This window comes from Microcoleus sp. PH2017_09_SFU_O_A, assembly GCF_020738625.1.
Lineage (GTDB): Bacteria > Cyanobacteriota > Cyanobacteriia > Cyanobacteriales > Microcoleaceae > Microcoleus.
In genome coordinates, this window is sequence record NZ_JAEQCF010000033.1 from 1 (window position 1) to 24,931 (window position 24,931).

The window sequence follows — 24,931 nt, forward strand, 5'->3', positions numbered from 1 at the left end:
TTCACTTTAGTTATACGTGAGCATATTTTTGCGAACCTTCAGAGTGATGCTATGGCCGAGAGTACATAGATAATGCTTTTTGTCAATGCGTAAGTCCTAGATTCCATGAATTCAAACGTCAACTGGAATACAAAGCTAAAAAGTTTGGCTGTGAAATAATTGTTGCTGACTGCTGGTTTCCGTCAAGCAAAACCTGCTCAAGCTGTGGACATACCCAAGATATGCCACTAAAAGAAAGAACTTACAACTGTGGAAGTTGCGGTCATTCGATGGACAGGGATTTGAACGCAGCAATTAATTTATCGCGCTTGGCTTTCATCGTGAAAGCTTACTGAGGGATAACCGCTCCCATGCTCCCGATGAAGTAAGAACCAAATGTCTAGACTTGTCTAGTATTTGTATAGCAGGACACGAACATTGGTGCCAACGTTGTCATATTGTCAGATCTACCTCCTGACACAACAGCGGTTAGTATGTCTACGAATAGGCTTAAATCTACCCAGGCTCAGGAAAATGATTAAATCAATCTTTCAGAAAATCCTTCGCCACTTTGCCATGCGCTATGGCAAGTTCCGAGGCCTCTACGTCAAATTCTGCGAGCCAAGTTCCGAGGAGTACACCCAATTTCTCCGCCTTCACGGCAACCTGTACTCGATCGGCGAAAATTGCACGATCCTGCCAAGCACGGTGTTTACAGACCCCTCCTACGTCCGCATCGGCAACAACGTCCACTTTTCCAGCTCTATCCTGATCGGCCACGACGGAGCGATCGCCATGCTCAATCAAGCCTACAACGTCAAACTAGATGCTGTGGGCAAAATAGACATCCGTGACAACGTATTTATCGGCTATCACTCGATCGTCCTCCGCAACGTCACCATCGGCCCAAATGCGATCGTCGCCGCCGGTGCGGTCGTCACCAAAGATGTCGCAGAAGGCGATATAGTTGCCGGTGTTCCCGCTAAACCCATCGGACGCGTCGCAGACTTGGTGGAAAAATTGCAGGCTGAAACTCAAAGCCTACCTTGGGCCGATTTAATTAACAGTCGCGAGGGAGCCTACGACCCCGAAATGGAATCCCAGCTTATACAATTGCGATTGTCACACTTCTATGGAAATAAATAGACATATCCAATAATACTCAAACCCTTATATACAATCTTTTTTTGAAGATTTTTTGGGCATTTTTGGGGTTTTTCTTGGCAGTAAAGCAGGCTTTTCAACAGAAGAGCTTAATAAGAGTGACCGCTTTTGTAAAATATGCCCGAACTATCAAAAAAGTAGGCGATGCCTCAAATGGCGATCGCGCCAGCTTGCCATAGGGGTACAACTTGAGCTAAAAAGTTGTTAAACCAACAACTGCACTTATGTCCAAAGCCAGCGAGTCCAATCACCCGTATCCACTGCTGGTTGTCATTGTTAACTACCGAACCCCTGGTTTAACCATTGACTGCTTGCGCTCTCTAGTTACCGAAGTGCGATCGCTCCCCGGTATGCGAGTTGCAGTTGCCGACAACGCATCAGGCGACAATTCTAGCGAACAAATAGCAGCGGCGATCGCAGCAGAAGGCTGGAGCGAATGGGCATCCTTCGTTCCCCTAGACTGCAACGGCGGATTTGCCTTCGGCAACAACGCCCTCATACGTCCTGTCCTGCAATCCACCAATCCCCCCCCTTACTTCCTGCTGCTCAACCCAGACACCGTAGTTCGCCTAGGTGCCTTAAAAGCCCTCGTCGATTTCATGGACTCCAACCCCGAGGCCGGCATCGCCGGCAGCCGCTTGGAAGACCCCGACGGAACGCCGCAACATTCAGCTTTTCGGTTTCACGATTTCTTAACCGAACTCGATTTTGGTTGGCGGACGCGCTTTTTATCCAAATTATTGGCAAAGTGGAATGTAGCGCCTCCTATTTCCCAAGAAATCTGTCAAACTGATTGGGTAGCTGGAGCCAGCATGATCGTCCGTCGTGAAGTATTTGAAAAGATTGGCTTGATGGATGAAGCTTATTTCATGTACTGCGAAGAAATGGACTTTTGCCTGCAAGCGAACAAAGCTGGCTGGAGTTGCTGGTATGTACCTGAAAGTCGCGTGGTACACCTAGTAGGTCAAAGCTCAGGTGTGACTGACACCAAAAAACCCCCTAAGCGACTGCCACAGTATTGGTTTGATTCCCGGCGCAGGTACTTTCTCAAAAACTACGGCTTGGTTTACACAGCATTAACTGATGTCACCTGGGCTTCGGGCTTTGGAGCCTGGAGGGTGCGCCGCGTACTTCAAGGTAAGCCGGACGGCGATCCGCCAAAAATGCTCACCGATTTTATCATGAATAGTGTATTTTTTAAGGGGGGTAAGATTGAAGATTCAAAAATTTTTTAAAAGGTGTTTGTAAATAAATCAAAGCCAGAGAAACCCCGTTAATCCTGGCCAACCAAACATTGCTTCAGTTGACAGTTGATCTGGGACAGCTTGTCAGTCAGCGAAGCCGAAGGGTTGACAACTTGAGGACACTTAACAAAGGAAAGAAGAGGATTAGATTAATGAATCGTCTGATTTTAATTTCTCCCTACAAGGGTTCCGGATTTCAAGCAATTCTTTGAGATAATTCACCGCAGCACTTGGTGTTTTTGAGTGAATAAACCGGGTGCACTACTCCCTAAAAACCAGAGAAATAGCTTAATATCTGGGGCATCTAATAACAACTTAAACAAAACAGAGTGTTGAGTACAGCTTATGGTAACGGAGTCAAATTTAATAGCAACTGAAAATCAAGTAGAAACCCCTGCACTCGGATTGTGGGAGCAGATTAAAGAAGACTGGATTGCTCACGGTCGCGATTGGACAAAACCGGGATTTCGCGCCGTAGCAGTTCAAAGATTCGGTGTCTGGAGAATGCAGGTAGAACCAAAACTGCTGCGGGCTCCCTTGAGCATTCTATATCGATCGCTCTACCGAAAAGTCCGCAACACCTACGGCATAGATTTGCCGTACACAGTCAAGCTCGGCCGCCGAGTGGTCATTGAACACGAAGGCTCTATCATCGTTCATGGACACTGCACTCTTGGTGACGACTGCATTATCCGCCAAGGCGTTACCCTGGGGAACCGCTACTTGGAAAAACCCCTAGAATCACCTCAATTGGGCGATCGGGTGAACGTCGGCGCCGGAGCAAAAATTCTCGGCAAGGTCAACCTGGGAGACGACGTAAATATCGGTGCAAATGCTGTCGTTTTATCAGACATTCCTGCTGGTCAAACTGCCGTTGGCATCCCTGCCAAAATTATCAAATCCCGCCCTGTCGAAAACAATCCTTAAATTAGTACCAAAAAAAGTGACCTGTCTCTTCTGTTACTTAAATAAACTAGAGATCTATCGCCTCTATAGTGATAGATGCTTGTACGAAATCGTCGAGTTTTCTGGCAATTGTGATTGTTGAAGGCAGAGTGCGATCGCTACTGCTTGTTAGTAGACATTAACTCGGTCAACCAAATAATTACAAGTTGACAATATAGTAATTCTGTATGAATTGTAACATTTTGTAGGTTAGTACCCCGCCGTGCCTACCAGTAAAACCTGGCAACATACAAAAACCTTACAACTCAAATAGGATTGTCACAGAATTTCAACAAATAAATATTGTCAATCACCAACCAGCGATCGTATACTGATAATTGAATGTCACATGATTATCAGTATATCTTATCTGTTATCTTGCACAAATAATGCTTCAATCAATAACTACACCTGTCGTTTCTGCCACCGAGCCAGATTGGAGTCGCGAAAAACTTTGCCAGTGGTGGGATCCCAGTCGCCAACTTCTAAAATCTATCCGCGACTATCAAAAATGGCGGCAGCAAGGTGGAAATTTAGGGTATTTTTTATCCCGGTTCAACATAATCCAGCATATATTCTGGAGCATTGTAGCTGGAACTGACATCCCTTTGAACTGCCAGATAGGAGGGGGACTCATTATGCTTCATCCTAATGGCATAGTCATTCACCCAGAGGCATCTATTGGCCCGAACTGTATGATTTTTCAACAGGTGACAATTGTTTCTAATGTCCAAGTTGGCGGTCACGTCGATATCGGTGCAGGAGCAAAAATTATTCGCTCCGTAACGATCGGCGATCATGCTTTGATAGGCGCCAATGCAGTGGTGATTTGCGACGTACCACCGGGCGCAACCGCAGTCGGAATACCAGCAAAAATTATCCCCAAAAAACCCTAAGCCTGAAAATGCACTCCTAGAAATATTCGCAGGAAAAAGGAAGTTGCAGAGCAAGGATTCTTTCAGATAATTCTCCTAATTCCTAAACTTTCAATTTTTCCTGCATCAAATCTTTCCGGCGGCGTGCTACTTTTTCCCAGGTAAATTCCTCGGCTTGCTGGCGAGCATTATAACCCATCTGTGCTCTCAACTCCGGGGACAAAGCAAGCTTTCGCAAGCCTTCAACAAAAGCTTCACAGTCGTAAGGGTCTATGACTATCCCATCTTTGCCGTCCCGGGCAATGGCCCCCGCTCCCATAGGTGAGGTGAGAACTGGCAACCCGTAAGCCATAGCTTCATAAGTAACCATCGGGCCACCATCTTCGAGACTCGGAAAGGCAAAAATGTCAGCTTCGCCATATACGCCCGCAATATTGAGCGTGTAATCTATATGAATTACATCCGAGCGTCCTAAAATATCGCTGCAACTTTCGGCAATTGCAGGCTCCATCTCTCCGCAAAGCACCAGTCTGCCTTTAATGCCAGCTTTTTCCCAGGCTTGCAAGAGCAAGTGAGCTCCTTTTCTGACGCAGATGGTGCCCACAAAGAGCGCAGTAACGGTGTCTGATGGCTGTTTTTTGGGCGAAATATTTGGGAAACGCTTGGGACACCACCCGTAACTGCTTGACATCAGTTTGTATTCGGGAACTCCTATTTCGAGAAAAGATTTTTTTACCTCTGGACTAGGAGAAAAAATGAAATCAGCCAAGCTCATTTCTTCATCTTCTTGCTGAATCATCGCATCTGTAATTCCATGTTGGGGAGCAATGCCCAAGCGACCGTAAGCATCGTCAAGAATATATTTTGCCTTCTTAGTAGAGCAGTTAATACGCTCAAAAAAAAGTGTTTGCCCCTGCTGCTTTACCTTTCTAACAGTTTCGATTGAAGTGCGAGGCCACAAGTAAACTGCATCAAAATCATTGATATCTCTCAGAAAACGCTTTTCAGCAGAAGATTGCGCAAAATTTCCGAGCCTGTAGTACACCCTTCTGAAATATGGGGGTACGCTTTCGACCATATTATACCCGCGATATGACGGTGCACAACTGGGAACAACCATGCGGGTTTTAAAGTCTGGGTAATCCCACTGACAAAGTGACAAAAATGTATGGCTAATTCCTTGACCGCCACAGTAAAAGGTGAACAAAGAACTGATATTTAGCATGGTTGACTCTTCTCAAATAAAAATGCTGGATCGGATTTGACTTAATATATAATAAGCTAAACACGCTTTGACGCGCACTACAGCCACTCGCTAAAAGTTTGGGAATCAAGATATTGTGAAATTAGCTTGACTTTTACTAAAATATTAAAATAATAGATCGCAAGTGGAATTCCAGAGGTAAGCTTTGAAACAAGTTGGATTGGTTGCTATCGGGCGGAATGAAGGATCTCGCCTCGGAGCGTGCTTGCTGTCAGCGATCGGCAAAGTAGCTTGCGTAGTTTATGTCGATTCCGGCTCAACAGACGGCAGCTTGGAATTAGCCCGATCGCTCGGAGCTGAGACAGTAGAACTCGACTTATCTACACCCTTTACAGCAGCACGCGCCAGAAATGCAGGATTTGCCAGCCTGCGACAAGCAGTTCCAGACATCGAATTTGTCCAATTCGTAGACGGCGACTGCTCCATAGTTGATGGGTGGCTCGAATTTGCCCAGCAAAAACTCGCAGCGCAACCCGAATTAGCTGTAGTGTGCGGGCGCCGCCGCGAGCGGTATCCCAATGCCACACCATACAACCGACTCTGCGACATTGAGTGGGACAGCCCGATCGGGGAAGCCAAAGCCTGCGGGGGCGACTCGATGATGCGGGCATCAGCCTTCGAGCAAGTCAGCGGTTTCAACCCCATACTGATCGCCGGTGAAGAACCGGAACTCTGCGTGCGGCTGCGCCAAAATGGTTGGAAAATCGAGCGATTAGATGCAGAAATGACTTTGCACGACGCCCAAATGACTCGTTTTGACCAGTGGTGGAAGCGCTGTCAAAGAGCAGGCCATGCCTACGCCGAAGGTTCCTGGTTGCACGGAAACACCCCCGAACGCCACTGGGTCAAAGACAGCACCAGCATCTGGTTCTGGGGATTCGTTTTGCCCGTGCTAGCAATCGGGACAGCGTGGGTTACGCACGGCTGGAGCCTGTTGTTGCTTTGGGGCTACCCGATACTTGGCTACCGCATCTATCGGCGGATGCAGCAAAACTTAAAATCAAAGGATGCTGCTCTCTACGCATTATCTTGCGTGTTGGGGAGATTTCCTCAATTGCAGGGTCAGATGCTGTTTTACAAACGCCGGTTGCTCAGACAGCGCAGCAACTTGATCGAATACAAGACATCAAGCCCATCAATTGAGAAAGTTACAATGAGTGCTAAGTCTACTAAGTAGATCAGTTACCATCAACTTAACTTGTTTTTTCTGCAACTTCTCCCCTGTAATTGCAAATCGGGTGTTGATGTAGAGGCGGATTTTTCCATCAACCTCTACAGCCGACTCTCGCATCGAAAAAAAAAACGCTTAATATCGATTAATCTCTTCAAAACTCAACTTCCAAATATTCATCGATCGTCAACAAAGGAATCTAACCAATGAACGACCAAAAATTAAAAGTTTTACTAATTGTAGAGCAGTGCAATCCTGAATGGGCTTCTGTACCTTTGGTGGGGTACAATTTTGTTGAACAAATTAGCAAGCTAGTTGATGCAACACTTGTCACCCATGCTAGAAATAAATCCGCTATTCAAAAACACCCTGAATACGAAAAAGTTTTTTATATTGAAGAAGGAAAGATTGCTACGCAGTATTACAAAGTAGTAGAAAAAATTACCGCGAATGGTAAAATAAATTGGCCACTGTATAATGCTTTGAGCTACCCAATTTATGAAGAATTTAATCAGCAAGTATATCAAAAATTTCACTCCAAAATTCTCAAGGGAGATTATGACATAGTTCATGCAATTACCCCGATGATGCCGCGGTATCCGTTTAAGGTAGTCAGCGCCTGCCAAAACACTCCTTTTCTGCTAGGCCCAGTCAATGGAGGCATTCCTTTTCCACCAGGCTTTCAAGAAACTGCCAAACAAGAATTTGCTCAATTCAACTTTTTGAGGGCAGTTGGTCGAGCCTTAATTCCAGGTTATGTAGAAACTTACAAAAAAGCAGACCAAATTTTGGCAGGTTCAACATATACCTTAAATATGCTCAAAGATTTGTTTGCGATACCAGACCAGAGAATTCAACTATTTTACGAAAATGGTATTGCCAGTAGTTTCTTAAAACAAGAACCAAAAACAAAAAAGGGTGGCCAGATAAATTTACTTTTTGTAGGTCGATTGGTTCCTTACAAATGTGCTGACATTCTCATCGAAGCTGTGAATAGACTAGAACCAAAAATTAAAGAAAAAGTTCAATTAACAATAGTAGGTGACGGGCAAGAAAGAAAAGCATTAGAATCTCAAGTAGAGAAGCTTAACTTAGGAGAAAAAGTTAAGTTTGCTGGTTGGGTAGGTCAAGCAGAAACACTTGACTATTACCAGCAAGCGGATATTTTTTGCTTCCCTTCGATTAGGGAATTTGGCGGCGCAGTGGTAATGGAAGCTATGGCTTGTGGGTTGCCTTGTATTGTACCAAACAATGGCGGTATCGCGGAATACGTGACTGAAGAAACTGGATTTAAAATAGAGCCAACTTCTAGAGAGTATCTTACTCAGGAGTTAACAAATAAAATTCAGATTTTGGTCGAAGACGATCGCTTGCGGCAAGTTATGTCAGCTAAGTGTATCGAAAAAGCGAAAGAATTTACATGGGAGCCAAAGGCAGAAAAAATTCTTGAAATTTATCATAAAATGATTGACGCTAAAAGTACCGCTCGCTCTAAATAAGCTGTTGTGCATCTAGATTGTGTATGGTAATTGAGGGTTAGAAGGGCAGCGGATTGAAGATTTTTGTTCGCAAACCGAAATATACAATTTAAATGCACAACAGCTTAGTAGATAAATCTCTTTATGGGGTGGAAAACAAGTTATGCGAATTGTAATTGTTGCTGAAAATGCCTCTAACAAATTCGGTGGAGAGTCATTGCTGCCGGTGCACTACTTCCGAATACTTCGATCCCGCCAAATAGAGACATGGTTAGTGGTACACGGGCGCACTCAAGCTGAACTCGAAGCGCTGTTTCCAGAAGAATGCGATCGAATGCGCTTTGTACCCGACACATGGGTGCATCGGCTGCTTAACAATTGCGGGCGATTCTTGCCTCCAAGGTTAGGTGCGCCTACTTTAGGGCTGCTCAGTCACCTATACACCCAAGTGCTACAGCGCGGTATTGTCGATCGGCTGGTGAGCGAAAAACAGATTGATATTGTTCACGAGCCGACACCAGTTTCGGCAAAATTTCCGTCCCTGATGTTCGCCTTAGGGGTGCCGGTAGTTATGGGGCCACTGAATACGGCGGTTAAATTTCCTTTGGCATTTCGATCGCGCCAAAACCGTTCAGTAGATATTTTAATCGAGATCGGTTATCAGTTCGTCAACTTGTTCAACCGTCTTTTGCCCGGTAAAATCAAAGCAGAGACGGTGTTAGTGGCAAACGATCGCACGAAGCAGGCACTTCCGGCGGGGGTGCAGGGTAAAATCATCGAACTTGTGGAAAACGGCGTGGATTTATCGGTGTGGCGATCGGAATCTATGGCATCAAAGGAGCCTAATCAACAAATCCATTTTGTTTTCTTGGGGCGACTGGCAGACTGGAAGGGGGTAGACTTGCTGCTAGAAGCCTTCAGAGCCGTCGCCGCTCAAACGGATGCTGTTTTGGAAATCATCGGCGATGGGGAGATGCGAGGGGAACTCGAAGCTCAAACAGCTCGTTTAGGCCAGGAGGCCAGGGTTGTATTTAGTGGCTGGTTGTCTCAGGATCGATGCGCTCTCAAACTGCAACAAGCCGATGTACTGGTGCTGCCGAGTTTGCGGGAGCCTGGGGGAGCCGTGGTAATGGAAGCAATGGCCGTCGGCTTGCCCGTCATTGCCACCAATTGGGGCGGCCCGATGGATTATATAGATTCCAGTTGCGGTATTTTAGTAGAACCAGCTTCTAAAGAAGGCTTTGTCAAGGGACTGACTGACGCTATGCTGAAGCTCGCTCAGTCGCAGGAGATGCGACAGAGTATGGGTAGGGCGGGATGGGAGCGGGTTCGGGAGCATTTTGACTGGGAACGCAAAGTCGATCGCATGATTGAAATTTATCAACAAACGATCGACACTTGCCAGAAGCATTAGCTAGTCAAGCACAAAAGCAGCAACTTTCAGATAAAAAGCTGCTGCTTAAGCTTGCAAAAAAGTACGTAGCGGATAAAAAAACACTCTACATCCTCGCTAAAAACGGGTTAACCAGTATTTGGTTAACCCGCAAGCTTAGAAACACGCAGAGTTATTAATTTTGCACTACCAACTTGACGTTGGCGTTTTGCAAACCGCGCTGCTTGACTGCTGCCAAGGTCTTGTTAACTGCGTACTTCTGGTTAATGGAGTTAATTAACTCAGTTTGATTGTGCTTTTTGGCAACGCCCCAGAGGTCTGCAATCAGATCAAAGGAACCGTCGCTATTGCGAGACCAACCCAGGTCGTATTCGCCTTCCAGAGTCGCCACGATGTCGGAGCGAACGCGCTGACCATTATAGCCACGAACATCAGCTTCTGACTTGACTGAAATGCCCAAGTCACGTAGGGAAGCTTTCAGGATTTCGGCATCAGTGATTTTGGTACGCAGAGTGCTAAAGTGAGACATTGGATTTCCTCCTAATAAAACTGAGAGAGAAACAACAACGGTCTGGATTTAACGGTGCCGCTGGGCGGCTCTTCAATCGAACTGCTAGCTGTTGCTAGCCTTTGCTCCTGTTTGGACCAGGAGAAAGCTTTTAGAATTCCATTCGCTGGTATTCAGCGACGGAAGACGCAGCGGGCCGTGCGCGCTGTCTCGCCCAATCTCGGAGGGCGCTGACCTGTTCGGTCATGGTTTTAGACAGTGGCAATGTAGATTTAATGGCCGCGATGATATCTAACTGCGTAAACTCTCTATCTTGAGCGAAGGCCTCGTACATGGCTGCTACTAGCCCTTGCTCAATTTCTGCTCCTGAAAAGCCGTCGGAAACATTGGAAAGTTGCTCTAAATCGAAGCGAGAAATTTCCCGACGCCGTTTTGACAGGTGAATTTTGAATATATCTTGGCGTTCTTCTTTCGTCGGTAGGTCAACAAAGAAGAGTTCGTCGAATCGACCTTTTCTCAAGAATTCCCCGGGTAAACGCTCGATGCGGTTGGCTGTTGCCATTACGAAGACTGGGGAAGTCTTTTCTTGCATCCAAGTGAGGAATGAGCCGAAAATCCGGCTGGAGGTTCCTCCGTCTGAGTCGGCCGAACCAGTGCCTCCTGCAAAGGCTTTGTCTAGTTCGTCGATGAAGAGGATAGCTGGGGAGATGGATTCTGCGGTTTTGAGCGCGTTGCGGAGGTTTGCTTCCGATCGACCTACCATCGATCCGTCGTAGACTCTACCCATATCTAGCCTTAGCAGGGGCAGTCCCCACAGGCGCGAGGTAGTCTTGGCAATCAGCGATTTTCCGCATCCGGGTACGCCGAGAATTAGCATTCCTTTGGGTTGGGGCAAGCCGTATTCTCTCGCCCTTTCTGTAAAGGCGTTGGAACGCTGCTTGAGCCACCGTTTGAGTTCTTCTAAACCCCCGACTGCATCCAGGGTTTCGTCTTCTTCTACAAACTCTAGAATGCCGTTGCGCCGAATTAATTGCTTTTTCTCCGACAGAACTATGTCTACTTCTTCTTCGGTTAAGCGCCCCGTGGAAACTTGGGCTTTGCGATAAACTTTTTCAGCTTCATCCTTAGTCAATCCCAAGGCTGCTTTTAAAAGTTTTTCTCGCGATTCTGTGGTAATGCGTCGCGATTTCGTTTGCTCCAACTGGCTAGACAATACTTGGTTTAGTTCCGCCATGTCTGGGAGCGCGAAGTCTAAGACTACCACTTCCTTTTCTAGCTCGATCGGGATTTGCTGCAAAGGAGACATCAGTATAATTGTCTTTTGTGTTCCTTTGAAGTTGGCGATCGCATCACGCAACAACCTTGTTACGGTTGCATCATCTTTAAAAGGATGCAGGTCTTTGAATACATAGATAGTAGCGTTGTTGTTCGGTTCGCGCTGCCTAATCGCCCATTCAATAGCTGCCTGCGGCGAGAGGGTGCTTTGCTGAGTGTTTGCACGAGGTTGACCGTACTCTATCATGCCCTGGGTTACAGTCCAGACAAAGACTCGGCGCTGCGGCTTAGCTTGAGCTATTGCGGAAATTGCTTGCTCACACCGCTCTTCCTCGGATGTCACGAGGTAGATCAGAGGATATTGAGCTTGGATTAGGATACTGATCTCTTCTTGCATATTCCTCGACCCACTAGAGACGGTGCTATCTTTGCTGAATCTCAATGCTGCCATTAGCCCATTGCTGAATGAGATTTCCAGTTATGGCTTTTTGAGCAAGCAAGGCATTCTTAGCAGGGAACCAATTCTTCCTCTCCCGGTTGGGCTGTGCTGGCACTGACGCCTGACACTTGCTTGACTGGAAGATCCTGCTCAGCCAATACACTCGGCTGACTTGTTACGGATGCCAGTTCTCCATCTCGCATTACTACTGAACCCGTGCATTCTGGACAAGTGTACACCCGGTGGGTTTGTCCGTAGGAGGCTTCTACTTCGTCAACCAGTTCGGGGTTTCCTAGGTAGAAGACAATTGCCCTTTCTGCAATTGATGACATCGGTTCGGTTTCTACTGCGGCTTTGATTTTGAGCTGGCGATGCAGTTCAGGTGGAAGATACAGTGTAACTTTTTGCTTTTCTTGCATATCAGTGAATTGACTTACCCGGGTATGTATATTAGATTAGCTACTTAATTCTTTGCTGTCAAGCCTCTATGCTGCTTTAGCGTCATTTTGTAATATCTCGTTACAATTGCTGCGATCTTGGGGCGGCTAACAACGGAAAATAGAAGAATGTAGCTGATGAGGCAGCTATCAAGGTACGTAGTTGCGCTTGGGCGCTCTTTATATATATGAAAGAGCGCTGAAGCGCAACTACGTACCTAAAGGCGAATGCTGGGAAAAACTCTAATTTGAAAGCTGATTAGCCGATCGCCCCCCGAGATATGGGAAAATCAATCAGAGTCTGCCGGTAAACATCCGGCAATCCCGTGTCATAACACCGCCCTCGCACCACATAACCAGCCATTCCCTCGAACTCCCGCAACTTATCCAAACACGACGTTAACTGAAATTCGCCTCTTTCTCGAAAATTGCTATTAATATGTTCTGCCAAACAATCAAAGATTTTAGGATCGAGGACATACATCCCAAACATTGATAAGAATAAATCCTCTGCCAAGCCTTCTACGCTTAAATGCTGCCGCGCATACTCGATATCCGGCTTTTCGTAAACTTGCGTCACCGACAAAATAGCATCTTGTTCCTGCCAAACTCCCGCCGCACAGCCGTAGTGATGAATTACATCAGATGGTGTTACCCTCAAACCAATGACGCTGTGCTGCACTTGCGAGTAAATATCCAATAGTTGGCGCGCACAAGAGCTTTCTGTTTGCGACGAGTAAATGTGATCGCCCAAAAGCAGGAGAAATGGCTCGTTGTTAGTCCATTCCTTAGCACAAAATACCGCGTGGCCGAACCCTTCCTGGACATCCTGAGTGAGAATTGTAACGCGCTGTCCCAACTCTTGTAAATATTGGCTATAATCCTGATTTTGCTGAGACAGTTTTTGGAAAAGTTCGGGAGACGGCCCAGTTTTAAAGAAATCTTCAAAAAAAGTGCGATCGCCCTTTTGGACAACTATACCAACTTCCTCGATTCCCGCACTCAAAGCTTCTTCCACAATTGCCAAAATTATCGGTTTAGCGCGGCCAGTGCGATCGATAATTGGTAAGAATTCCTTCTTCACTGCCTTAGTAGCCGGAAACATCCGAGTGCCGAAACCAGCGGCTGGAATCACGGCTTTTCTGACTTGCAGTCGGGAAGCTTTTCCTGCATCTTTTCTTTCTTCTATCTGCGTGGAACAGGCGTCCCGCCTGTATATTTCTGGGGTTTCTGCATCTTTTCTTTCTTCTATCTGCGTGGAACAGGCGTCCCGCCTGTATATTTCTGGGGTTGTTGCTGCATTAAATTCTGTTTCAGGCTGCAAATGGGTCTGAGAACTAATAGTAAGTTTCACACATTCCATCTGAGGAAAATTCCGTGAAATAATCTCGATAACTTGCTGTTGACTTTCATAATCTTTCACGATAAATTGCGCCGTGCCGTCTCCCTGAGAACCAACTCCCTTACCGCCCAAAATATAAGGCTGAATCGGTTGACAATTCAGGAGTTCGTGCAAAACTGGAGCCGTCAATTCCCCTGGACAAGCGGGGATTAAATACCTATCAAATTCCCTCTGAGCAACTTTCATCAACTCGCCGAGTTTAACCGCATCTCCCTGCTGTAAAGCTGCGGCCGCATCTTGCGTAATTTTAGAACTAATCGCGCCGAGATGTTTCTGCACGTTTGCTTGAACTTCAGTCACAGCAAAGGGATAAGCCTGATTCAGACTTGCCAGAATTTGTTGAGTGTTTTTGCTAGCGCCCAAATCTACGATGACAAAAAACAAATCTTTGGCAACTTTTAGCTCAACAACATCCATTTGATCGCCGTCAAAAAACATCAAAATTGGTCGATTTCCATAGGCACAACCCTGATCCATGCGGCCGCAGCGCGAAGGTGTGGCAATTTCGCCTAAATAAGCCATTTCCATTTCGTCGCGGACGTTCATTTTTAAATCGTATAAGCGATTGAAAGCGCGGGCTACTAACACGCAAATTGCGGCACTTGAAGACAAGCCTTTCTGAATTGGCAAATCAGTTAAATAATTGTCAATTTCTACTCCTCCCGCGTAGCCGTGCGAGAGAAATTGAGCGGCAACACCGGCTGCATAACTGAAAAAAGTTCCTGTTTGGGCCTCAGCAAGCAGAGCATTTTTTGCCATCGGGAGTGCAGTTTCAATTTTTGTGCCATCATTTAAAGCTGCCCGCAAAATCAAGTGTGTCGGATGTTTTTTGACTTCGGCATAAATTCCTTGATTTGTACTGGCTATCAGAGTACAGCCTTTTTCTATAGCGGGATTGTGCGGGCGATAACTGGCGGCCCAATCGCTGTGTTCGCCAAACAAACAAAGGCGACCCGGAACAAAAAGTTTCATTGCATCTATCTAAGGGTATCTATATTGTGATTACTCTAACCTGAGATGGAGATATTTTACTAAAGTGCGATCGTCCTTTGGGTTGATGTACTTGACGGAGGAAATTTGTTGTAATAGATGAAAACTAAGAGTTGAAGGAAGCAGTTGCAATGCGTAAGTTAAACATAGGTCTATCTGAGGAGCAACGTGCAGGCGTTATCGAACTGTTGAATCACGACCTGTCAGATGCTTATCTGCTGTTAATCAAAACCAAAAAGTATCACTGGGATGTAGTGGGCCCGCAGTTTCGATCGCTCCACCAGTTGTGGGAAGAACACTACCAGGCGTTAACAGTAAATATCGATGCTATGGCCGAACGGGTGAGAACTTTAGGTGGCTACCCAATTGGTACTGCTGAGGGTTTTCTGAAGTATGGTTCGATTAAAGAACATATCGGCGACTTGCCTTTGGCTACGGAAATGGTATCACGTTTAGTTGATGACCATGAACTGATTATTCGCAATCTCCGCCAACACGTCGAACAGTGCGGTGAAGAGTTTAAGGATGATGGAACCGCAGATTTTTTGACTGGTTTGATGGAACAGCACGAGCAAATGGCTTGGATGTTGCGATCGTTTATTGAAGGGGAATCTATTTCACCGGATGGTAAGCAGCCGAAAGCTAAAACTCCTACAGCTTCTCACGCTTAGATTATAGCTCGATCGAACAGATTTAACTGTTGTGAGTCAGAGAATTTCACCGCGATTCTCGCAGTACGACAGGGGTTTTCAACCCCTGTCTCATAGCGAAAGTCCTCTTTTAGAGGACTGGAGTTAACCTGATTTCGATCTGGTTTTTGAGTCGTTTTTTAACCGACTTTCGCCTTGAGGCCGGGGTTTAAACCCCGGCCGGACTCCGAGGAGAGCGTGCTTTTTGACAGATTTTGAGTAAGACATGATTACGGACAAATTTGATGTACAGTCTCTACGTATCTGTTCACAGAGTGATATTATTATACTGCTCGATTTCCCAAACTCTTCAACCGCATTTTTTCATACACCTGCGACGGCAACATTCTGTGAATATTCATTCGCTTTTCGATCGCATAAATTGTCGTCCCGGCAATTGAATCCGATGTTTGCTTCAACTCCAATCCCGATTCAATTCTCGATCCTAATATCATTTTTACCAAACTTTCTATTGACAATAAATACAAATTATGCCGCAGCAAAGCCATCACAAAATCTTCTTTTAAAGCTCGATATAGCCAAAACAATGTACTCCGGTAATTGCCGTTGCGGTTGCTTTTGACAGCTAGATAAATATAAAAATTACTGCTAGACCAGCAGTAAACTTTCTCGGGAACTTTCGAGTGATACCGCCGGACATCTGCCAAAATTAAAGTATGGCCTTTTGCCATTGCGGCATAGTTGCAAGACATACTGCTGGAAATCTGTCGGTAGCCGACTAAATACTCCGGTACTACTTTAAATTGATAGTATTGGGCGATGCGGAGGTGCAATTCCCAGTCTTCGCAACCTTGAGCATTTTCTAGTTTGAATTTGCAGTTGTAACCGCCGACTTTTTCAAAGCAAGCGCGACGGATTAGAGATGAACTGGCATTGCCGATAAAATATTTATAAACTAAGGCATCGTGAACCGATCCTTCGATCGTTGAGTTGTAAAATCCACCTGTCAGCAAACCTTCTTCGTTAATATCCAATGACCAGGAATAAATAACTCCAACAAAAGATTCCGATTTTGTCAGGCATTCAACTTGTTTTTCCAGGTTTTGCGGGTACCAAATATCGTCAGCGTCGATCGGAGCAATATGTTCGCCTTTTGAGTGTAAATAGGCTAGGTTGCGAGCGACGGCTACACCTGCATTTGATTGCTGCAATAAGATGATTCGGCTATCTTTTTGAGCAAAAGATTTGATGATTTCAGCGGTTGTGTCTGTAGAGCCGTCGTCCACAACTAAAATCTCTATATTCTGATAAGTTTGAGATAGCACAGACTCGATTGTTTGGGCAATAAATTCCTCAGCATTGTAAGCCGGTATAATTACTGAAATTAATGGCTGATTTAAATTGTGTTTGGTGTTGTTCATGCGATATAAAAACTTTTTTATGTAAAATTTTTGACTCTCAGGCACCGATTTAATGGTATCTTAACAAAGTGGTAAGGTCGATCGCACACCGTCGAAAATTTGCAGGCGTATATTTGAAATATATTGCCAAAACTCATCAAATGTGCATTGACATAGCAGTCTGGATACAGACTTGGTGCAGGAGTGACTCGCCGATCGCATATATAAAATCAACTGTACTGGGCAACTCGCGATCGCCGGAGAGTCTCAGTATATCATATGTTGCTTTTTATACTTGTTACGGTCAAAAAAAATCAAATTCTTGTGCGGTGGAATACTCTGAAACACAATGGCTGGTGGGGCTTTTTAGAAGGTTTACAAAAACAATGATATATATAAAGATTTCGTAAAGCTGTTGTCTTCATCAGGTGAGTCTCAGCCAGATGTGGCTTAGAATACAGGCATGAATGGGGATCAATGCAGCCTACATTGCCAGCAAAAAAATTAGTTGAAGATAAACAGAAATCGGGTTATAAACAAAAATGTAGAGCTGATTTTACTTTTCGTAAAGTAGGAGCATTGAAATTCAATCATTGGTTTTCCATGCAATTCAAAACAAACTCGGTAATGATTTATACTAACGAACCGACTGTATCCGTAATTATCCCAGTCCACAATGGGGGAGCTTACTTCCGCACCTGTTTGTCAAAGCTGGCTCAAGCTAGACCGAAGCCGATCGAGATTATTGTAGTAGCAGATGGGGAAAGCGACGGTTCTTGGCGTCTGGCCAAGGAATTCGGCGCCAAAGTCATCAGAATTCCCGAATGCGGCGGCCCCGCCCGAGCCAGAAATTTTGGAGCGCAAGCTGCGAAGGGAGATATTCTGTTTTTTGTGGATGCTGATGTCGCTGTTTGTCCTGAGGCTGTGGGTTATGCGAAATCGGTGTTCAAAAATAATCCCTACTTAGCTGCTTTGATCGGTTCCTATGACGATGCTCCTGGAGATCCCGATTTTTTATCGCAGTACAGGAACTTGCTCCACCACTACGTGCACCAAACAGGTAATGAAGAAGCTTCGACTTTTTGGGGCGCTTGCGGAGTGATTCGCCGGGAAATTTTTTTGCAGATGGGTGGCTTTAATGAGAGTTACCGCCAAGCTTCGATCGAGGATATTGAGCTGGGCTACCGTTTGAAACAAGCCGGTTATAAAATTCGATTGTGCAAAACATTGCAAGTCAAGCATTTAAAGCGCTGGGAAGCGGTGGGGATGGTGAAGGCTGACTTTTTTTACCGAGCGCTGCCTTGGACTGAACTGATTTGGCGCGATCGCAAATTGAATAATGACCTCAACTTGCAAGTATCGAACCGAATTAGTGTAGTTTTAACTTATGCCATGCTGCTGGCAGTGGTGGGGACGTGCTGGTCGCTGAACTTTCTGCTATTGGCTGGGTTGCTGGCAATACCCTTAGTAGCAATTAATTCAGAGCTTTATCGATTTTTTCAGCAAAAACACGGTATCTTATTTGCGCTGAAAACCATTCCTTGGCACTGGCTTTTCTATTTTTACAGCGGACTGGCATTTGCGATCGGCACGGGTCGTCACTTATCCCAAAAAAAGCTGTTGACTGGCAAAGTTAGGTTGCCAGTATCCGCTCAATAAATCAAGGCAAATTGTCCTTCAACTTCCAGCCGATCGATATTTTATCAGGGTATTCACTGGTGCATATATTAATTTTAGAAGTTATAAATAATTGTATAGTGCAATAAAAAGGCTGGAGGTAGGCTGAGTGAAACATTATCCTGTGGCGATCGTCGGTGCTGGGCCTGCGGGTTTGACGGCTGCTTACGAGCTAGTCAAGCAAGGGATCGTCCCTGTTGTACTCGAAAAAGGGGATAAAGTTGGCGGGTTGGCCCGCACCGAAAGCTACAAAGGCTATCGTTTCGACATTGGCGGCCACCGATTTTATACTAAAGTTGCAGCGGTGCAGCAGTTGTGGCAAGAGGTACTGGGAAATGAGTTTATTAAAGTGCCGCGCTTGTCGCGAATTTTTTATAGAGGTAAATTTTTTAACTATCCGATCGGGGCCTTCAATACTCTGTTTAATTTGGGGATAATTGAGAGTGCGCTAATTATTTTGAGCTATCTGAGAGTTAGACTCTGGCCGCTTCCCAAAGAAGAAACTTTTGAACAGTGGGTAATCAATCGTTTTGGCGATCGCTTGTACAAAACATTTTTTAAGACTTATACAGAAAAAGTTTGGGGAATTCCCTGTTCGGAAATTCAAGCAGATTGGGCGGCGCAACGGATTAAGGGGCTGTCACTGACAACCGCAATAATTAATGCTTTGTTTGGTAGTAATGATACTAAAACTTTAATCAAAGAGTTTGACTATCCGGCTTTGGGGCCGGGGATGATGTGGGAAAAGTTCGCTGAAGCTGTGGAAGCTAAAGACGGCAAAGTTTATCTCGATACTAAGGTGATTAGCTTTGAGCGTGAAGGTAATAAAATTAAAACTATTACTGCTGAACATAACGGAGAAATAGTTGAATATTCGGCGGATAATTTCATTACAAGTATGCCGATATCGGCGCTGGTAGCACGGATGAAACCGCAGCCGCCTGAGCCAGTGTTGCACGCGGCGCGATCGCTAAAATATCGAGATTTTTTGATTGTATCGCTGATTGTCGATCGCCCAAGTTTGTTTCCTGACAACTGGATTTACATTCATTCTCCCGAAGTGAAAGTCGGACGGATTCAGAATTTTAAGAATTGGAGTGCTGCATTGGTTCCCGATGCGAGCAAAACTTGTTTGGGAATGGAGTATTTTTGCAATGAAGGCGAGGAACTTTGGGTAATGTCGGATGCTGAACTTGTGGAGTTAGCAACTCGCGAGTTGGTTGAGTTGGGTTTGGCAAAAGCTGCGGATGTTGAGGATGGGGTGGTGCTGAGGCAGCCGAAGGCTTATCCTGTTTACGATGCCGAATATCGCGGACATTTGCGGGTTTTGGAAGGTTTTTTGACTGGGATTGAGAATTTGCAGACGATCGGGCGAAATGGTATGCACCGATACAACAACCAAGACCATTCTATGCTGACGGGGATGCTGGCGGTGAGAAATCTGCTTGGGGAAAAGCACGATTTGTGGGATGTGAATACTGAGCGATCGTACTATGAAGACTTTAGTGTCGATCGGTCTAAGGAAAAAAAGGATTCGGATTTGATGGCGCAGTCTAGTTGATATTTGGGGATTGTAGTTGTGACAATGTGAGTTAAATCACACCTGAAATGGCGATCGCCCGTTCATATTTTCCGCATAATCTTGTAGGGGCAATCCCCCGATCAGTTGCGTCGCTTCATCCGGCGTAGGTACGGGGTGACTCGCCTACATTTACCACAACCTATTTAGGTGTTGTGAAGTGGAAATATTGTATATTGGTTAAGTAAGCTGACCATTTTTTTAACTTTTCACTCCTCGGAGTCGTTTTTCTATGCTCCAAAGACTATACGTACATAACTTCAGATGCCTGGAGAACTTTGAACTGATTCTCAAAGAGATGCCATCCTCCCTTTTAATTGGGAAAAATGGTGCAGGTAAATCAACCATCCGCGTTGTATTGGAAATCCTTCAACACATCGGTCGAGGCATTAACAGAATGCGTGATTTTGATAAAAATCATCTTGGTCTTATCGACCCGAAAGATTTCAATCGAGGCAGGTCTGATGTTCCAATTCGATTTGAGATAGAAGTATTACTTGACAATAAATTATACAAATATATTCTGGCATTGGAATTACCAGAAAACTTTAGAGAGCTTCGAGTTTTTGAAGAGCAACTGTTAATTTCAGGAAATCCAATTTACTCTCGCAAGGAAGCCCAAGTCACTATTCATTACACCAGCCCGCGAAATCCTGAAGCTAAGTTTCTGGTGGATTGGCATCTCGTTGCTCTTCCAGTGATTCAAGAACAATCAGAAACCGATCCGCTTCGTATTTTCAAGACTTGGCTGGCGCGCACGATTATTTTAGCCCCGATCCCAAGCCTGATGACTGGAGACTCTAACGGGGAAACGTTGGAGCCAAAACGAGACGGTTCAAATTTTGGGGAGTGGTTCTCTGGGTTACTCAGTCGCTACCCTGCTGCCTACACACAGGCTTACAGATACCTCCAAGAAGTTATGCCTGACTTTCAGGATTTTCTGAATGAACAAATCGGGAAAGACTCTAAAAGTATGATTGTTCGGTTTGAAGAAAAGAATGCCAATCTGAGTGTTGACTTTAAAGACTTATCTGATGGGGAGAAATGCTTTTTTCTTTGTGCTGTTGTCTTAGCTGCTAACAAGTATTACGGCCCACTTTTTTGCTTTTGGGACGAACCTGATAACTATCTTTCTCTGTCAGAGGTTGGACATTTTCTTACATCACTACGACGCTCATTTAAGGATAGCGGTCAGATTATAGCGACCTCACATAATGAAGAAGCAATCAGAAAGTTTTCAAATGAAAATACCTTTGTACTCGATCGAAAAAGTCACTTAGAGCCAACCTTAGTTAGGTTGCTCAGTGATATACCTGTCAGTGGCGATCTTGTAGATACCTTGATTCGCGGCGACATAGAATTATGAAAGAGAAGCAAAATCCATACAAGTCTCATGTTGTTGTGTTGCCAGAAGACCGTGCTAATGAAGAGATCGTAAATGGATTTAATAATTTTCTAGACCTTTACTCCAGAGCTATTCAGATTGAGCGGCCTGCTGGTGGTTGGGAAAAAGTTGTGGAGAAATTCCTAAAAAATCATGCCTCTGAAATGAAGAAAAAATTTCCAGAAAGAAAGAATGATGGTCTTGCTGATTGATTTTGATGAAAATTATGAAGATAGGTTTAGTTATGTAAAGGAGCGGATTCCCGAGGATTTAGAAAATAGAGTATTTGTTCTTGGAGTATTATCTGAACCAGAGAAGTTAAGGAGCGATATTAGAAAGAATTTTGAAAATATCGGAGAAGCCCTTGCAAATGACTGTTCCAATAATAACACGAATGGATTATGGGGACACGATCTTCTCAAACACAACAAAACAGAGTTAGATCGTATGATTCTATCTGTTAAACCATTTCTGTTTAATTAAGTCAACGAGGAATGAATGCGTTTTGTCGATATCTGAGCATCTTGTGCTAACTCTTGACCACATACTGATAAAATAAGAAGAGCTAGATTGAGATATCATCTTATGTCGCTGATTAAACAACGCCTTCTAGAAGCGATCGAACGAACTCCTGAATCGCTTTTAGAGCAAACCCTGACATTCCTAGAATTTTTGACCAGTCGGACACAAACCGCGATCGCCCCAGACTTCGACTCAGATTTTGATTCAGACACCGACTCCAACGACCAAATCCTCGCTGATCTGAAAACCTCCCTCCACCAAGCCAAAACGGGACAAACATTCCCCATTGAGGAACTCTGGGATGGCATCAATGTCTGATACGCCAGTCCAACTAAAATTCACAGTTGAGACAAATTTTTTTAACTTGTGCTAAGTCTTGACTTACAGACTTAGAGAGTGAAAATATGCTAAGACGCAAGCAACAAACAAACCAACCTATGAACTTTTCAGAAAAATCAGGGGGCAAAAGTCCCACATCCACAAAAACCAACCCAACACAAAATCTCAACACCGGCGGGCTGCGGACATTACTCCTCGCCGCCGGCATAGCCTCTCTCTGCGCCAGTTGTCAGAGTCCCCAAACACCAAGCGCCACAACCCCCGGCAGCAGTCCTGGAAGCTCTCCCGCAGCCTCTCCCATCGTCGTTAGCACCCCCGGAGACCCAAATACCGTCAAAATAGTCTCCATGCTCCCCATGACAGGCAGCGCCTTGGGTCAAGCTCAAACAATGGTCAACGGTGTCAAACAAGCCCTTGCCGAAACCGACTCTAAAGCCTGCGATGGCAAAATCAAAATCGAATACGAGATTCTCGATGACGCGACTGCTGCGGCTGGCAAATGGGATCCCAGCCAAGTCACATCGAATGCTAACAAAGTAGCAGCGGATGGTTCGGTAGTTGGTGCGATCGGTCATTACAACTCCGGTGCCGCCAAACTTTCAATTCCCGTGCTCAACCAAGCCAATATAGCGATGGTGAGTCCCGCTACCACCTATCCGGGCTTGACAAAACCAGGAAAAGGTGAGCCGAAAGAACCCAACGTTTATTACCCTACAGGCACTCGCAATTTCGGTCGCGTTGTCCCCGCAGACGACCTCCAAGGCTCTGTAGCTGGCAACTGGGCGAAATCTTTAGGAGTTAAAAAAGTCTACATCCTCGACGACCAAGAACTGTATGGCAAAGGTATTGCTGACGTTTTTGAAGCAACTGCTAAAAAGTTGGAAATTCAAGTCCTCGGCCGGGAGGGAATTGATATCAAAGCCAGTGATTACAAAGCTTTAATGAATAAGATCAAAGCTTTAAATCCCGACATGATTTACTTTGGTGGCACTACTCAAAGTAATGCTGGACAAATCATTAAAGACATGAGAAATGTCGGGATGACTGCTGATGCAGTTAAATTCATGGGCCCGGATGGCATTAAAGAACAAGCTTTAATTGATGCCGGAGGCAAAGATGCTGAAGGAGTTTATGCTACTTTTGGTGGTTTGCCTCCTAAAGAATTGACTGGCGTTGGTGCGAAGTGGTATGAAAGCTACAAGGCAAAATATAATGCTGAACCAGAAGCTTATGCAGCTTATGCTTATGAATCTGCTAAGGTGATTATCGGCGCAATTAATAAGGTTTGCAAAAATGACCGCGCGGCTATCCGCGATGCTGTTTTGGCAACTAAAGATTTTAACGGCGTACTTGGCAATTGGAGTTTTGATGCTAATGGTGATACTAGCTTGACTACAATGTCAGGAAATGTTGTTAAAGCTGGTAAGTGGGAATTTGTGAGTGCACTTAAGACTGAATAATTAGTCAGTTGACTGTTGTCAGTTGACTGGTTAACTGGTTCCCCGGCTCTGCCTGGGAACCGATGTCTAGAGGCTCTGCCTCGCTCTTATACCAGGAAAATTGCCTCGCTTTTCTAGTAGGAAGATTGTCTCGCTTTTCTAGTATAAAAATTGGAGGCAGAGCCTCCGGATCTGCGTTACCAGGCAGAGCCTGGGAACGAGTAGAACTTCCCCATGCCCAATTCCCAATTCCCAATTCCCAATTCCCAATTCCCAATTCCCAATTCCAATAATTATGAAAAACTGGAAAAGTATTCTCTTATATATAGGTGTAGCGTATATAGTTTTGTTGTTAGGCCCGATCGCAGGATTTGACTTACCGAAAATTATTGGCGAAATAGTCCGCAGCCCAGAAGTGTTGATTCAACAGTTGTTAGTGGGTTTGGTCAACGGGGCGCTGATTGCAATTATTGCTTTGGGTTACACGATGGTTTACGGCATTATTGAGCTGATCAATTTTGCTCACGGCGATTTGTATATGTTGGGTGCTTTTGCTTCGCTGACTGTTTTCGGGGCTTTTGGGATTCAAGACGGCGCACCTTTAAGTGTTGCGATACCGGTGATGTTAGTCGCTTTGGTTGTATGTTCGGTGTTTTGTGCTGGACTAAATATTGTGGTCGAAAAGTATGCTTATCGTCCTTTGCGAAATGCTCCTCGTTTGGCTCCGTTAATTTCGGCGATCGGGGTTTCTTTTATTTTCCAAAATCTGGGATTATTTTGGGGAGGATTGAAAGCTTTTATTCCGGTGATGGGTTCTAATTCGGCGGCTCCGAAAAGCTTCCCCGATTTGTTGCCGCGAGTTGATATTCTCAAAGCTATGGGAATTCAAACAAGTATTGTATTTACTACAAAAGATTTAATTGTGTTGGTGGTGGCTCTGGTATTAATGGTTTTGCTTCATGTGTTTGTGCAGTACACTCGTCTGGGAAAGGCGATGCGGGCAACTGCTCAAAGCCGCGATGCTGCTAAAATTATGGGAATTAATGTCGATCAGATTATTGCTCTGACTTTTTTGATTGGTGGGGCTTTGGCTGGTTCGGCTGGGATTTTGGTCGGTTTGTACAATAATACGATCGTGTTTACGATGGGTTTTACGGCGGGGTTGAGGGCTTTTACGGCGGCTGTTTTGGGGGGGATTGGCAATATTGTCGGGGCGATGTTAGGAGGGGTTTTGATTGGGGTGTTGTCGTCTTTGAGCGATCAGTATTTGTCGAGTCGCTGGACTAATGCTTGGGTGTTTGGAGTTTTGGTGGTGATTTTGGCTTTCCGGCCGGGCGGTTTGTTGGGTGAGAATGTTCAGGAGAAGGTTTAAAGGTG

The 24,931-nt window shown here is 45.1% G+C and carries 25 protein-coding genes; 18 read left to right on the plus strand and 7 right to left on the minus strand.

Going from position 1 to position 24,931, the window contains the following annotated elements; translation table 11 throughout:
• Positions 1-65 precede the first annotated feature (65 nt).
• The 5 genes from JGK16_RS14115 (at position 66) to JGK16_RS14135 (ending at position 4,228) form a co-directional block, all read left to right on the plus strand.
• Positions 66-335, plus strand: a complete 270-nt coding sequence (locus tag JGK16_RS14115; RefSeq protein ID WP_293186658.1) for a zinc ribbon domain-containing protein — start codon at positions 66-68, stop codon at positions 333-335.
• Between the two features lie 178 nt (positions 336-513).
• Entirely contained in the window at positions 514-1,125 is a 612-nt protein-coding gene (locus JGK16_RS14120; protein ID WP_293190828.1) for an acyltransferase, read from the plus strand.
• 242 nt (positions 1,126-1,367) lie between these two features.
• Positions 1,368-2,378, plus strand: coding sequence for a glycosyltransferase family 2 protein (locus JGK16_RS14125; protein ID WP_293190830.1), 1,011 nt, complete (start codon positions 1,368-1,370; stop codon positions 2,376-2,378).
• Positions 2,379-2,732: 354 nt separating this feature from the next.
• Positions 2,733-3,314 (plus strand): serine acetyltransferase, encoded by a 582-nt coding sequence (locus JGK16_RS14130; RefSeq protein ID WP_293186650.1) that lies wholly within the window; start codon positions 2,733-2,735, stop codon positions 3,312-3,314.
• A gap of 656 nt (positions 3,315-3,970) precedes the next feature.
• Positions 3,971-4,228, plus strand: coding sequence for a hypothetical protein (locus JGK16_RS14135; protein WP_293200845.1), 258 nt, complete (start codon positions 3,971-3,973; stop codon positions 4,226-4,228).
• A gap of 82 nt (positions 4,229-4,310) precedes the next feature.
• Here JGK16_RS14135 and JGK16_RS14140 read toward each other — a convergent pair whose 3' ends face one another.
• The gene (locus JGK16_RS14140; protein ID WP_293186652.1) at positions 4,311-5,432 is read right to left on the minus strand and encodes a glycosyltransferase family 4 protein; all 1,122 of its coding nucleotides are present in this window, start codon (positions 5,430-5,432) and stop codon (positions 4,311-4,313) included.
• A 184-nt stretch (positions 5,433-5,616) separates the two neighbouring features.
• On the opposite strand from JGK16_RS14140, the gene JGK16_RS14145 reads away from it, so the two are divergent.
• From JGK16_RS14145 to JGK16_RS14160, 4 genes are all read left to right on the plus strand, one after another.
• The gene (locus JGK16_RS14145; protein ID WP_293186653.1) at positions 5,617-6,648 is read left to right on the plus strand and encodes a glycosyltransferase family 2 protein; all 1,032 of its coding nucleotides are present in this window, start codon (positions 5,617-5,619) and stop codon (positions 6,646-6,648) included.
• A 200-nt stretch (positions 6,649-6,848) separates the two neighbouring features.
• Entirely contained in the window at positions 6,849-8,141 is a 1,293-nt protein-coding gene (locus JGK16_RS14150; RefSeq protein WP_293190833.1) for a glycosyltransferase family 4 protein, read from the plus strand.
• A 142-nt stretch (positions 8,142-8,283) separates the two neighbouring features.
• Positions 8,284-9,534, plus strand: coding sequence for a glycosyltransferase family 4 protein (locus JGK16_RS14155; RefSeq protein WP_293190834.1), 1,251 nt, complete (start codon positions 8,284-8,286; stop codon positions 9,532-9,534).
• The gene (locus tag JGK16_RS14160) at positions 9,519-9,692 is read left to right on the plus strand and encodes a hypothetical protein (protein WP_293190836.1); all 174 of its coding nucleotides are present in this window, start codon (positions 9,519-9,521) and stop codon (positions 9,690-9,692) included. The genes JGK16_RS14155 and JGK16_RS14160 overlap by 16 nt, the downstream gene beginning before the upstream one ends.
• On the opposite strand, the gene JGK16_RS14165 is transcribed toward JGK16_RS14160, so the two are convergent.
• The 4 genes from JGK16_RS14165 to JGK16_RS32740 form a co-directional block, all read right to left on the minus strand.
• Positions 9,689-10,042 (minus strand): DUF1257 domain-containing protein, encoded by a 354-nt coding sequence (locus tag JGK16_RS14165; RefSeq protein WP_096832348.1) that lies wholly within the window; start codon positions 10,040-10,042, stop codon positions 9,689-9,691. The genes JGK16_RS14160 and JGK16_RS14165 overlap by 4 nt on opposite strands.
• Before the next feature lie 130 nt (positions 10,043-10,172).
• Positions 10,173-11,693, minus strand: coding sequence for an AAA family ATPase (locus tag JGK16_RS14170; RefSeq protein WP_293186656.1), 1,521 nt, complete (start codon positions 11,691-11,693; stop codon positions 10,173-10,175).
• 110 nt (positions 11,694-11,803) lie between these two features.
• Complete coding sequence (locus JGK16_RS14175) at positions 11,804-12,154, minus strand: hypothetical protein (protein WP_293186657.1); 351 nt, start codon at positions 12,152-12,154, stop codon at positions 11,804-11,806.
• 277 nt (positions 12,155-12,431) lie between these two features.
• Positions 12,432-14,546 (minus strand): sugar phosphate nucleotidyltransferase, encoded by a 2,115-nt coding sequence (locus JGK16_RS32740; RefSeq protein WP_366034816.1) that lies wholly within the window; start codon positions 14,544-14,546, stop codon positions 12,432-12,434.
• 149 nt (positions 14,547-14,695) lie between these two features.
• Here JGK16_RS32740 and JGK16_RS14190 point away from each other — a divergent pair, with 149 nt between their 5' ends.
• Positions 14,696-15,235 carry a Dps family protein gene (locus tag JGK16_RS14190; protein WP_293190838.1) on the plus strand — a complete coding sequence of 180 codons (540 nt, stop codon included), beginning with the start codon at positions 14,696-14,698 and terminating at the stop codon, positions 15,233-15,235.
• A gap of 302 nt (positions 15,236-15,537) precedes the next feature.
• Here JGK16_RS14190 and JGK16_RS14195 read toward each other — a convergent pair whose 3' ends face one another.
• Positions 15,538-16,635 carry a glycosyltransferase family A protein gene (locus JGK16_RS14195; RefSeq protein WP_293190839.1) on the minus strand — a complete coding sequence of 366 codons (1,098 nt, stop codon included), beginning with the start codon at positions 16,633-16,635 and terminating at the stop codon, positions 15,538-15,540.
• Between the two features lie 606 nt (positions 16,636-17,241).
• On the opposite strand from JGK16_RS14195, the gene JGK16_RS14200 reads away from it, so the two are divergent.
• From JGK16_RS14200 to JGK16_RS14230, 7 genes are all read left to right on the plus strand, one after another.
• On the plus strand, positions 17,242-18,273 hold the full coding sequence (locus JGK16_RS14200; RefSeq protein ID WP_293181752.1) for a glycosyltransferase family A protein: 1,032 nt from the start codon (positions 17,242-17,244) through the stop codon (positions 18,271-18,273).
• Between the two features lie 127 nt (positions 18,274-18,400).
• On the plus strand, positions 18,401-19,852 hold the full coding sequence (locus tag JGK16_RS14205) for an NAD(P)/FAD-dependent oxidoreductase (RefSeq protein WP_293190840.1): 1,452 nt from the start codon (positions 18,401-18,403) through the stop codon (positions 19,850-19,852).
• 250 nt (positions 19,853-20,102) lie between these two features.
• Positions 20,103-21,236 (plus strand): AAA family ATPase, encoded by a 1,134-nt coding sequence (locus tag JGK16_RS14210; RefSeq protein WP_293181679.1) that lies wholly within the window; start codon positions 20,103-20,105, stop codon positions 21,234-21,236.
• Positions 21,233-21,466, plus strand: coding sequence for a hypothetical protein (locus JGK16_RS14215; protein WP_293181681.1), 234 nt, complete (start codon positions 21,233-21,235; stop codon positions 21,464-21,466). The genes JGK16_RS14210 and JGK16_RS14215 overlap by 4 nt, the downstream gene beginning before the upstream one ends.
• The gene (locus JGK16_RS14220; protein WP_293181683.1) at positions 21,447-21,737 is read left to right on the plus strand and encodes a hypothetical protein; all 291 of its coding nucleotides are present in this window, start codon (positions 21,447-21,449) and stop codon (positions 21,735-21,737) included. Before JGK16_RS14215 ends, JGK16_RS14220 begins: the two co-directional genes overlap by 20 nt.
• Positions 21,738-21,839: 102 nt before the next feature.
• Positions 21,840-22,094, plus strand: coding sequence for a hypothetical protein (locus tag JGK16_RS14225; RefSeq protein WP_293181685.1), 255 nt, complete (start codon positions 21,840-21,842; stop codon positions 22,092-22,094).
• A gap of 119 nt (positions 22,095-22,213) precedes the next feature.
• Complete coding sequence (locus tag JGK16_RS14230) at positions 22,214-23,575, plus strand: branched-chain amino acid ABC transporter substrate-binding protein (protein WP_293181687.1); 1,362 nt, start codon at positions 22,214-22,216, stop codon at positions 23,573-23,575.
• Positions 23,576-23,579: 4 nt separating this feature from the next.
• Here JGK16_RS14230 and JGK16_RS14235 read toward each other — a convergent pair whose 3' ends face one another.
• Positions 23,580-23,831 carry a hypothetical protein gene (locus JGK16_RS14235; RefSeq protein WP_293181689.1) on the minus strand — a complete coding sequence of 84 codons (252 nt, stop codon included), beginning with the start codon at positions 23,829-23,831 and terminating at the stop codon, positions 23,580-23,582.
• Positions 23,832-23,849: 18 nt separating this feature from the next.
• Here JGK16_RS14235 and JGK16_RS14240 point away from each other — a divergent pair, with 18 nt between their 5' ends.
• Complete coding sequence (locus JGK16_RS14240; protein WP_293181691.1) at positions 23,850-24,926, plus strand: branched-chain amino acid ABC transporter permease; 1,077 nt, start codon at positions 23,850-23,852, stop codon at positions 24,924-24,926.
• Positions 24,927-24,931: the final 5 nt, after the last annotated feature.

Coding starts and splice junctions, on each gene's coding strand:
- JGK16_RS14195 (WP_293190839.1), bottom strand. CDS start 16,635: ATGAACAACACCAAACACAATTTAAATCAGCCATTAATTTCAGTAATT.
- JGK16_RS14220 (WP_293181683.1), top strand. CDS start 21,447: ATGATGGTCTTGCTGATTGATTTTGATGAAAATTATGAAGATAGGTTT.
- JGK16_RS14120 (WP_293190828.1), top strand. CDS start 514: ATGATTAAATCAATCTTTCAGAAAATCCTTCGCCACTTTGCCATGCGC.
- JGK16_RS14150 (WP_293190833.1), top strand. CDS start 6,849: ATGAACGACCAAAAATTAAAAGTTTTACTAATTGTAGAGCAGTGCAAT.
- JGK16_RS14125 (WP_293190830.1), top strand. CDS start 1,368: ATGTCCAAAGCCAGCGAGTCCAATCACCCGTATCCACTGCTGGTTGTC.
- JGK16_RS14215 (WP_293181681.1), top strand. CDS start 21,233: ATGAAAGAGAAGCAAAATCCATACAAGTCTCATGTTGTTGTGTTGCCA.
- JGK16_RS14240 (WP_293181691.1), top strand. CDS start 23,850: ATGAAAAACTGGAAAAGTATTCTCTTATATATAGGTGTAGCGTATATA.
- JGK16_RS14165 (WP_096832348.1), bottom strand. CDS start 10,042: ATGTCTCACTTTAGCACTCTGCGTACCAAAATCACTGATGCCGAAATC.
- JGK16_RS14200 (WP_293181752.1), top strand. CDS start 17,242: ATGATTTATACTAACGAACCGACTGTATCCGTAATTATCCCAGTCCAC.
- JGK16_RS14190 (WP_293190838.1), top strand. CDS start 14,696: ATGCGTAAGTTAAACATAGGTCTATCTGAGGAGCAACGTGCAGGCGTT.
- JGK16_RS14225 (WP_293181685.1), top strand. CDS start 21,840: ATGTCGCTGATTAAACAACGCCTTCTAGAAGCGATCGAACGAACTCCT.
- JGK16_RS14175 (WP_293186657.1), bottom strand. CDS start 12,154: ATGCAAGAAAAGCAAAAAGTTACACTGTATCTTCCACCTGAACTGCAT.
- JGK16_RS14155 (WP_293190834.1), top strand. CDS start 8,284: ATGCGAATTGTAATTGTTGCTGAAAATGCCTCTAACAAATTCGGTGGA.
- JGK16_RS14170 (WP_293186656.1), bottom strand. CDS start 11,693: ATGCAAGAAGAGATCAGTATCCTAATCCAAGCTCAATATCCTCTGATC.
- JGK16_RS14130 (WP_293186650.1), top strand. CDS start 2,733: ATGGTAACGGAGTCAAATTTAATAGCAACTGAAAATCAAGTAGAAACC.
- JGK16_RS14210 (WP_293181679.1), top strand. CDS start 20,103: ATGCTCCAAAGACTATACGTACATAACTTCAGATGCCTGGAGAACTTT.
- JGK16_RS14135 (WP_293200845.1), top strand. CDS start 3,971: ATGCTTCATCCTAATGGCATAGTCATTCACCCAGAGGCATCTATTGGC.
- JGK16_RS32740 (WP_366034816.1), bottom strand. CDS start 14,546: ATGAAACTTTTTGTTCCGGGTCGCCTTTGTTTGTTTGGCGAACACAGC.
- JGK16_RS14230 (WP_293181687.1), top strand. CDS start 22,214: ATGAACTTTTCAGAAAAATCAGGGGGCAAAAGTCCCACATCCACAAAA.
- JGK16_RS14140 (WP_293186652.1), bottom strand. CDS start 5,432: ATGCTAAATATCAGTTCTTTGTTCACCTTTTACTGTGGCGGTCAAGGA.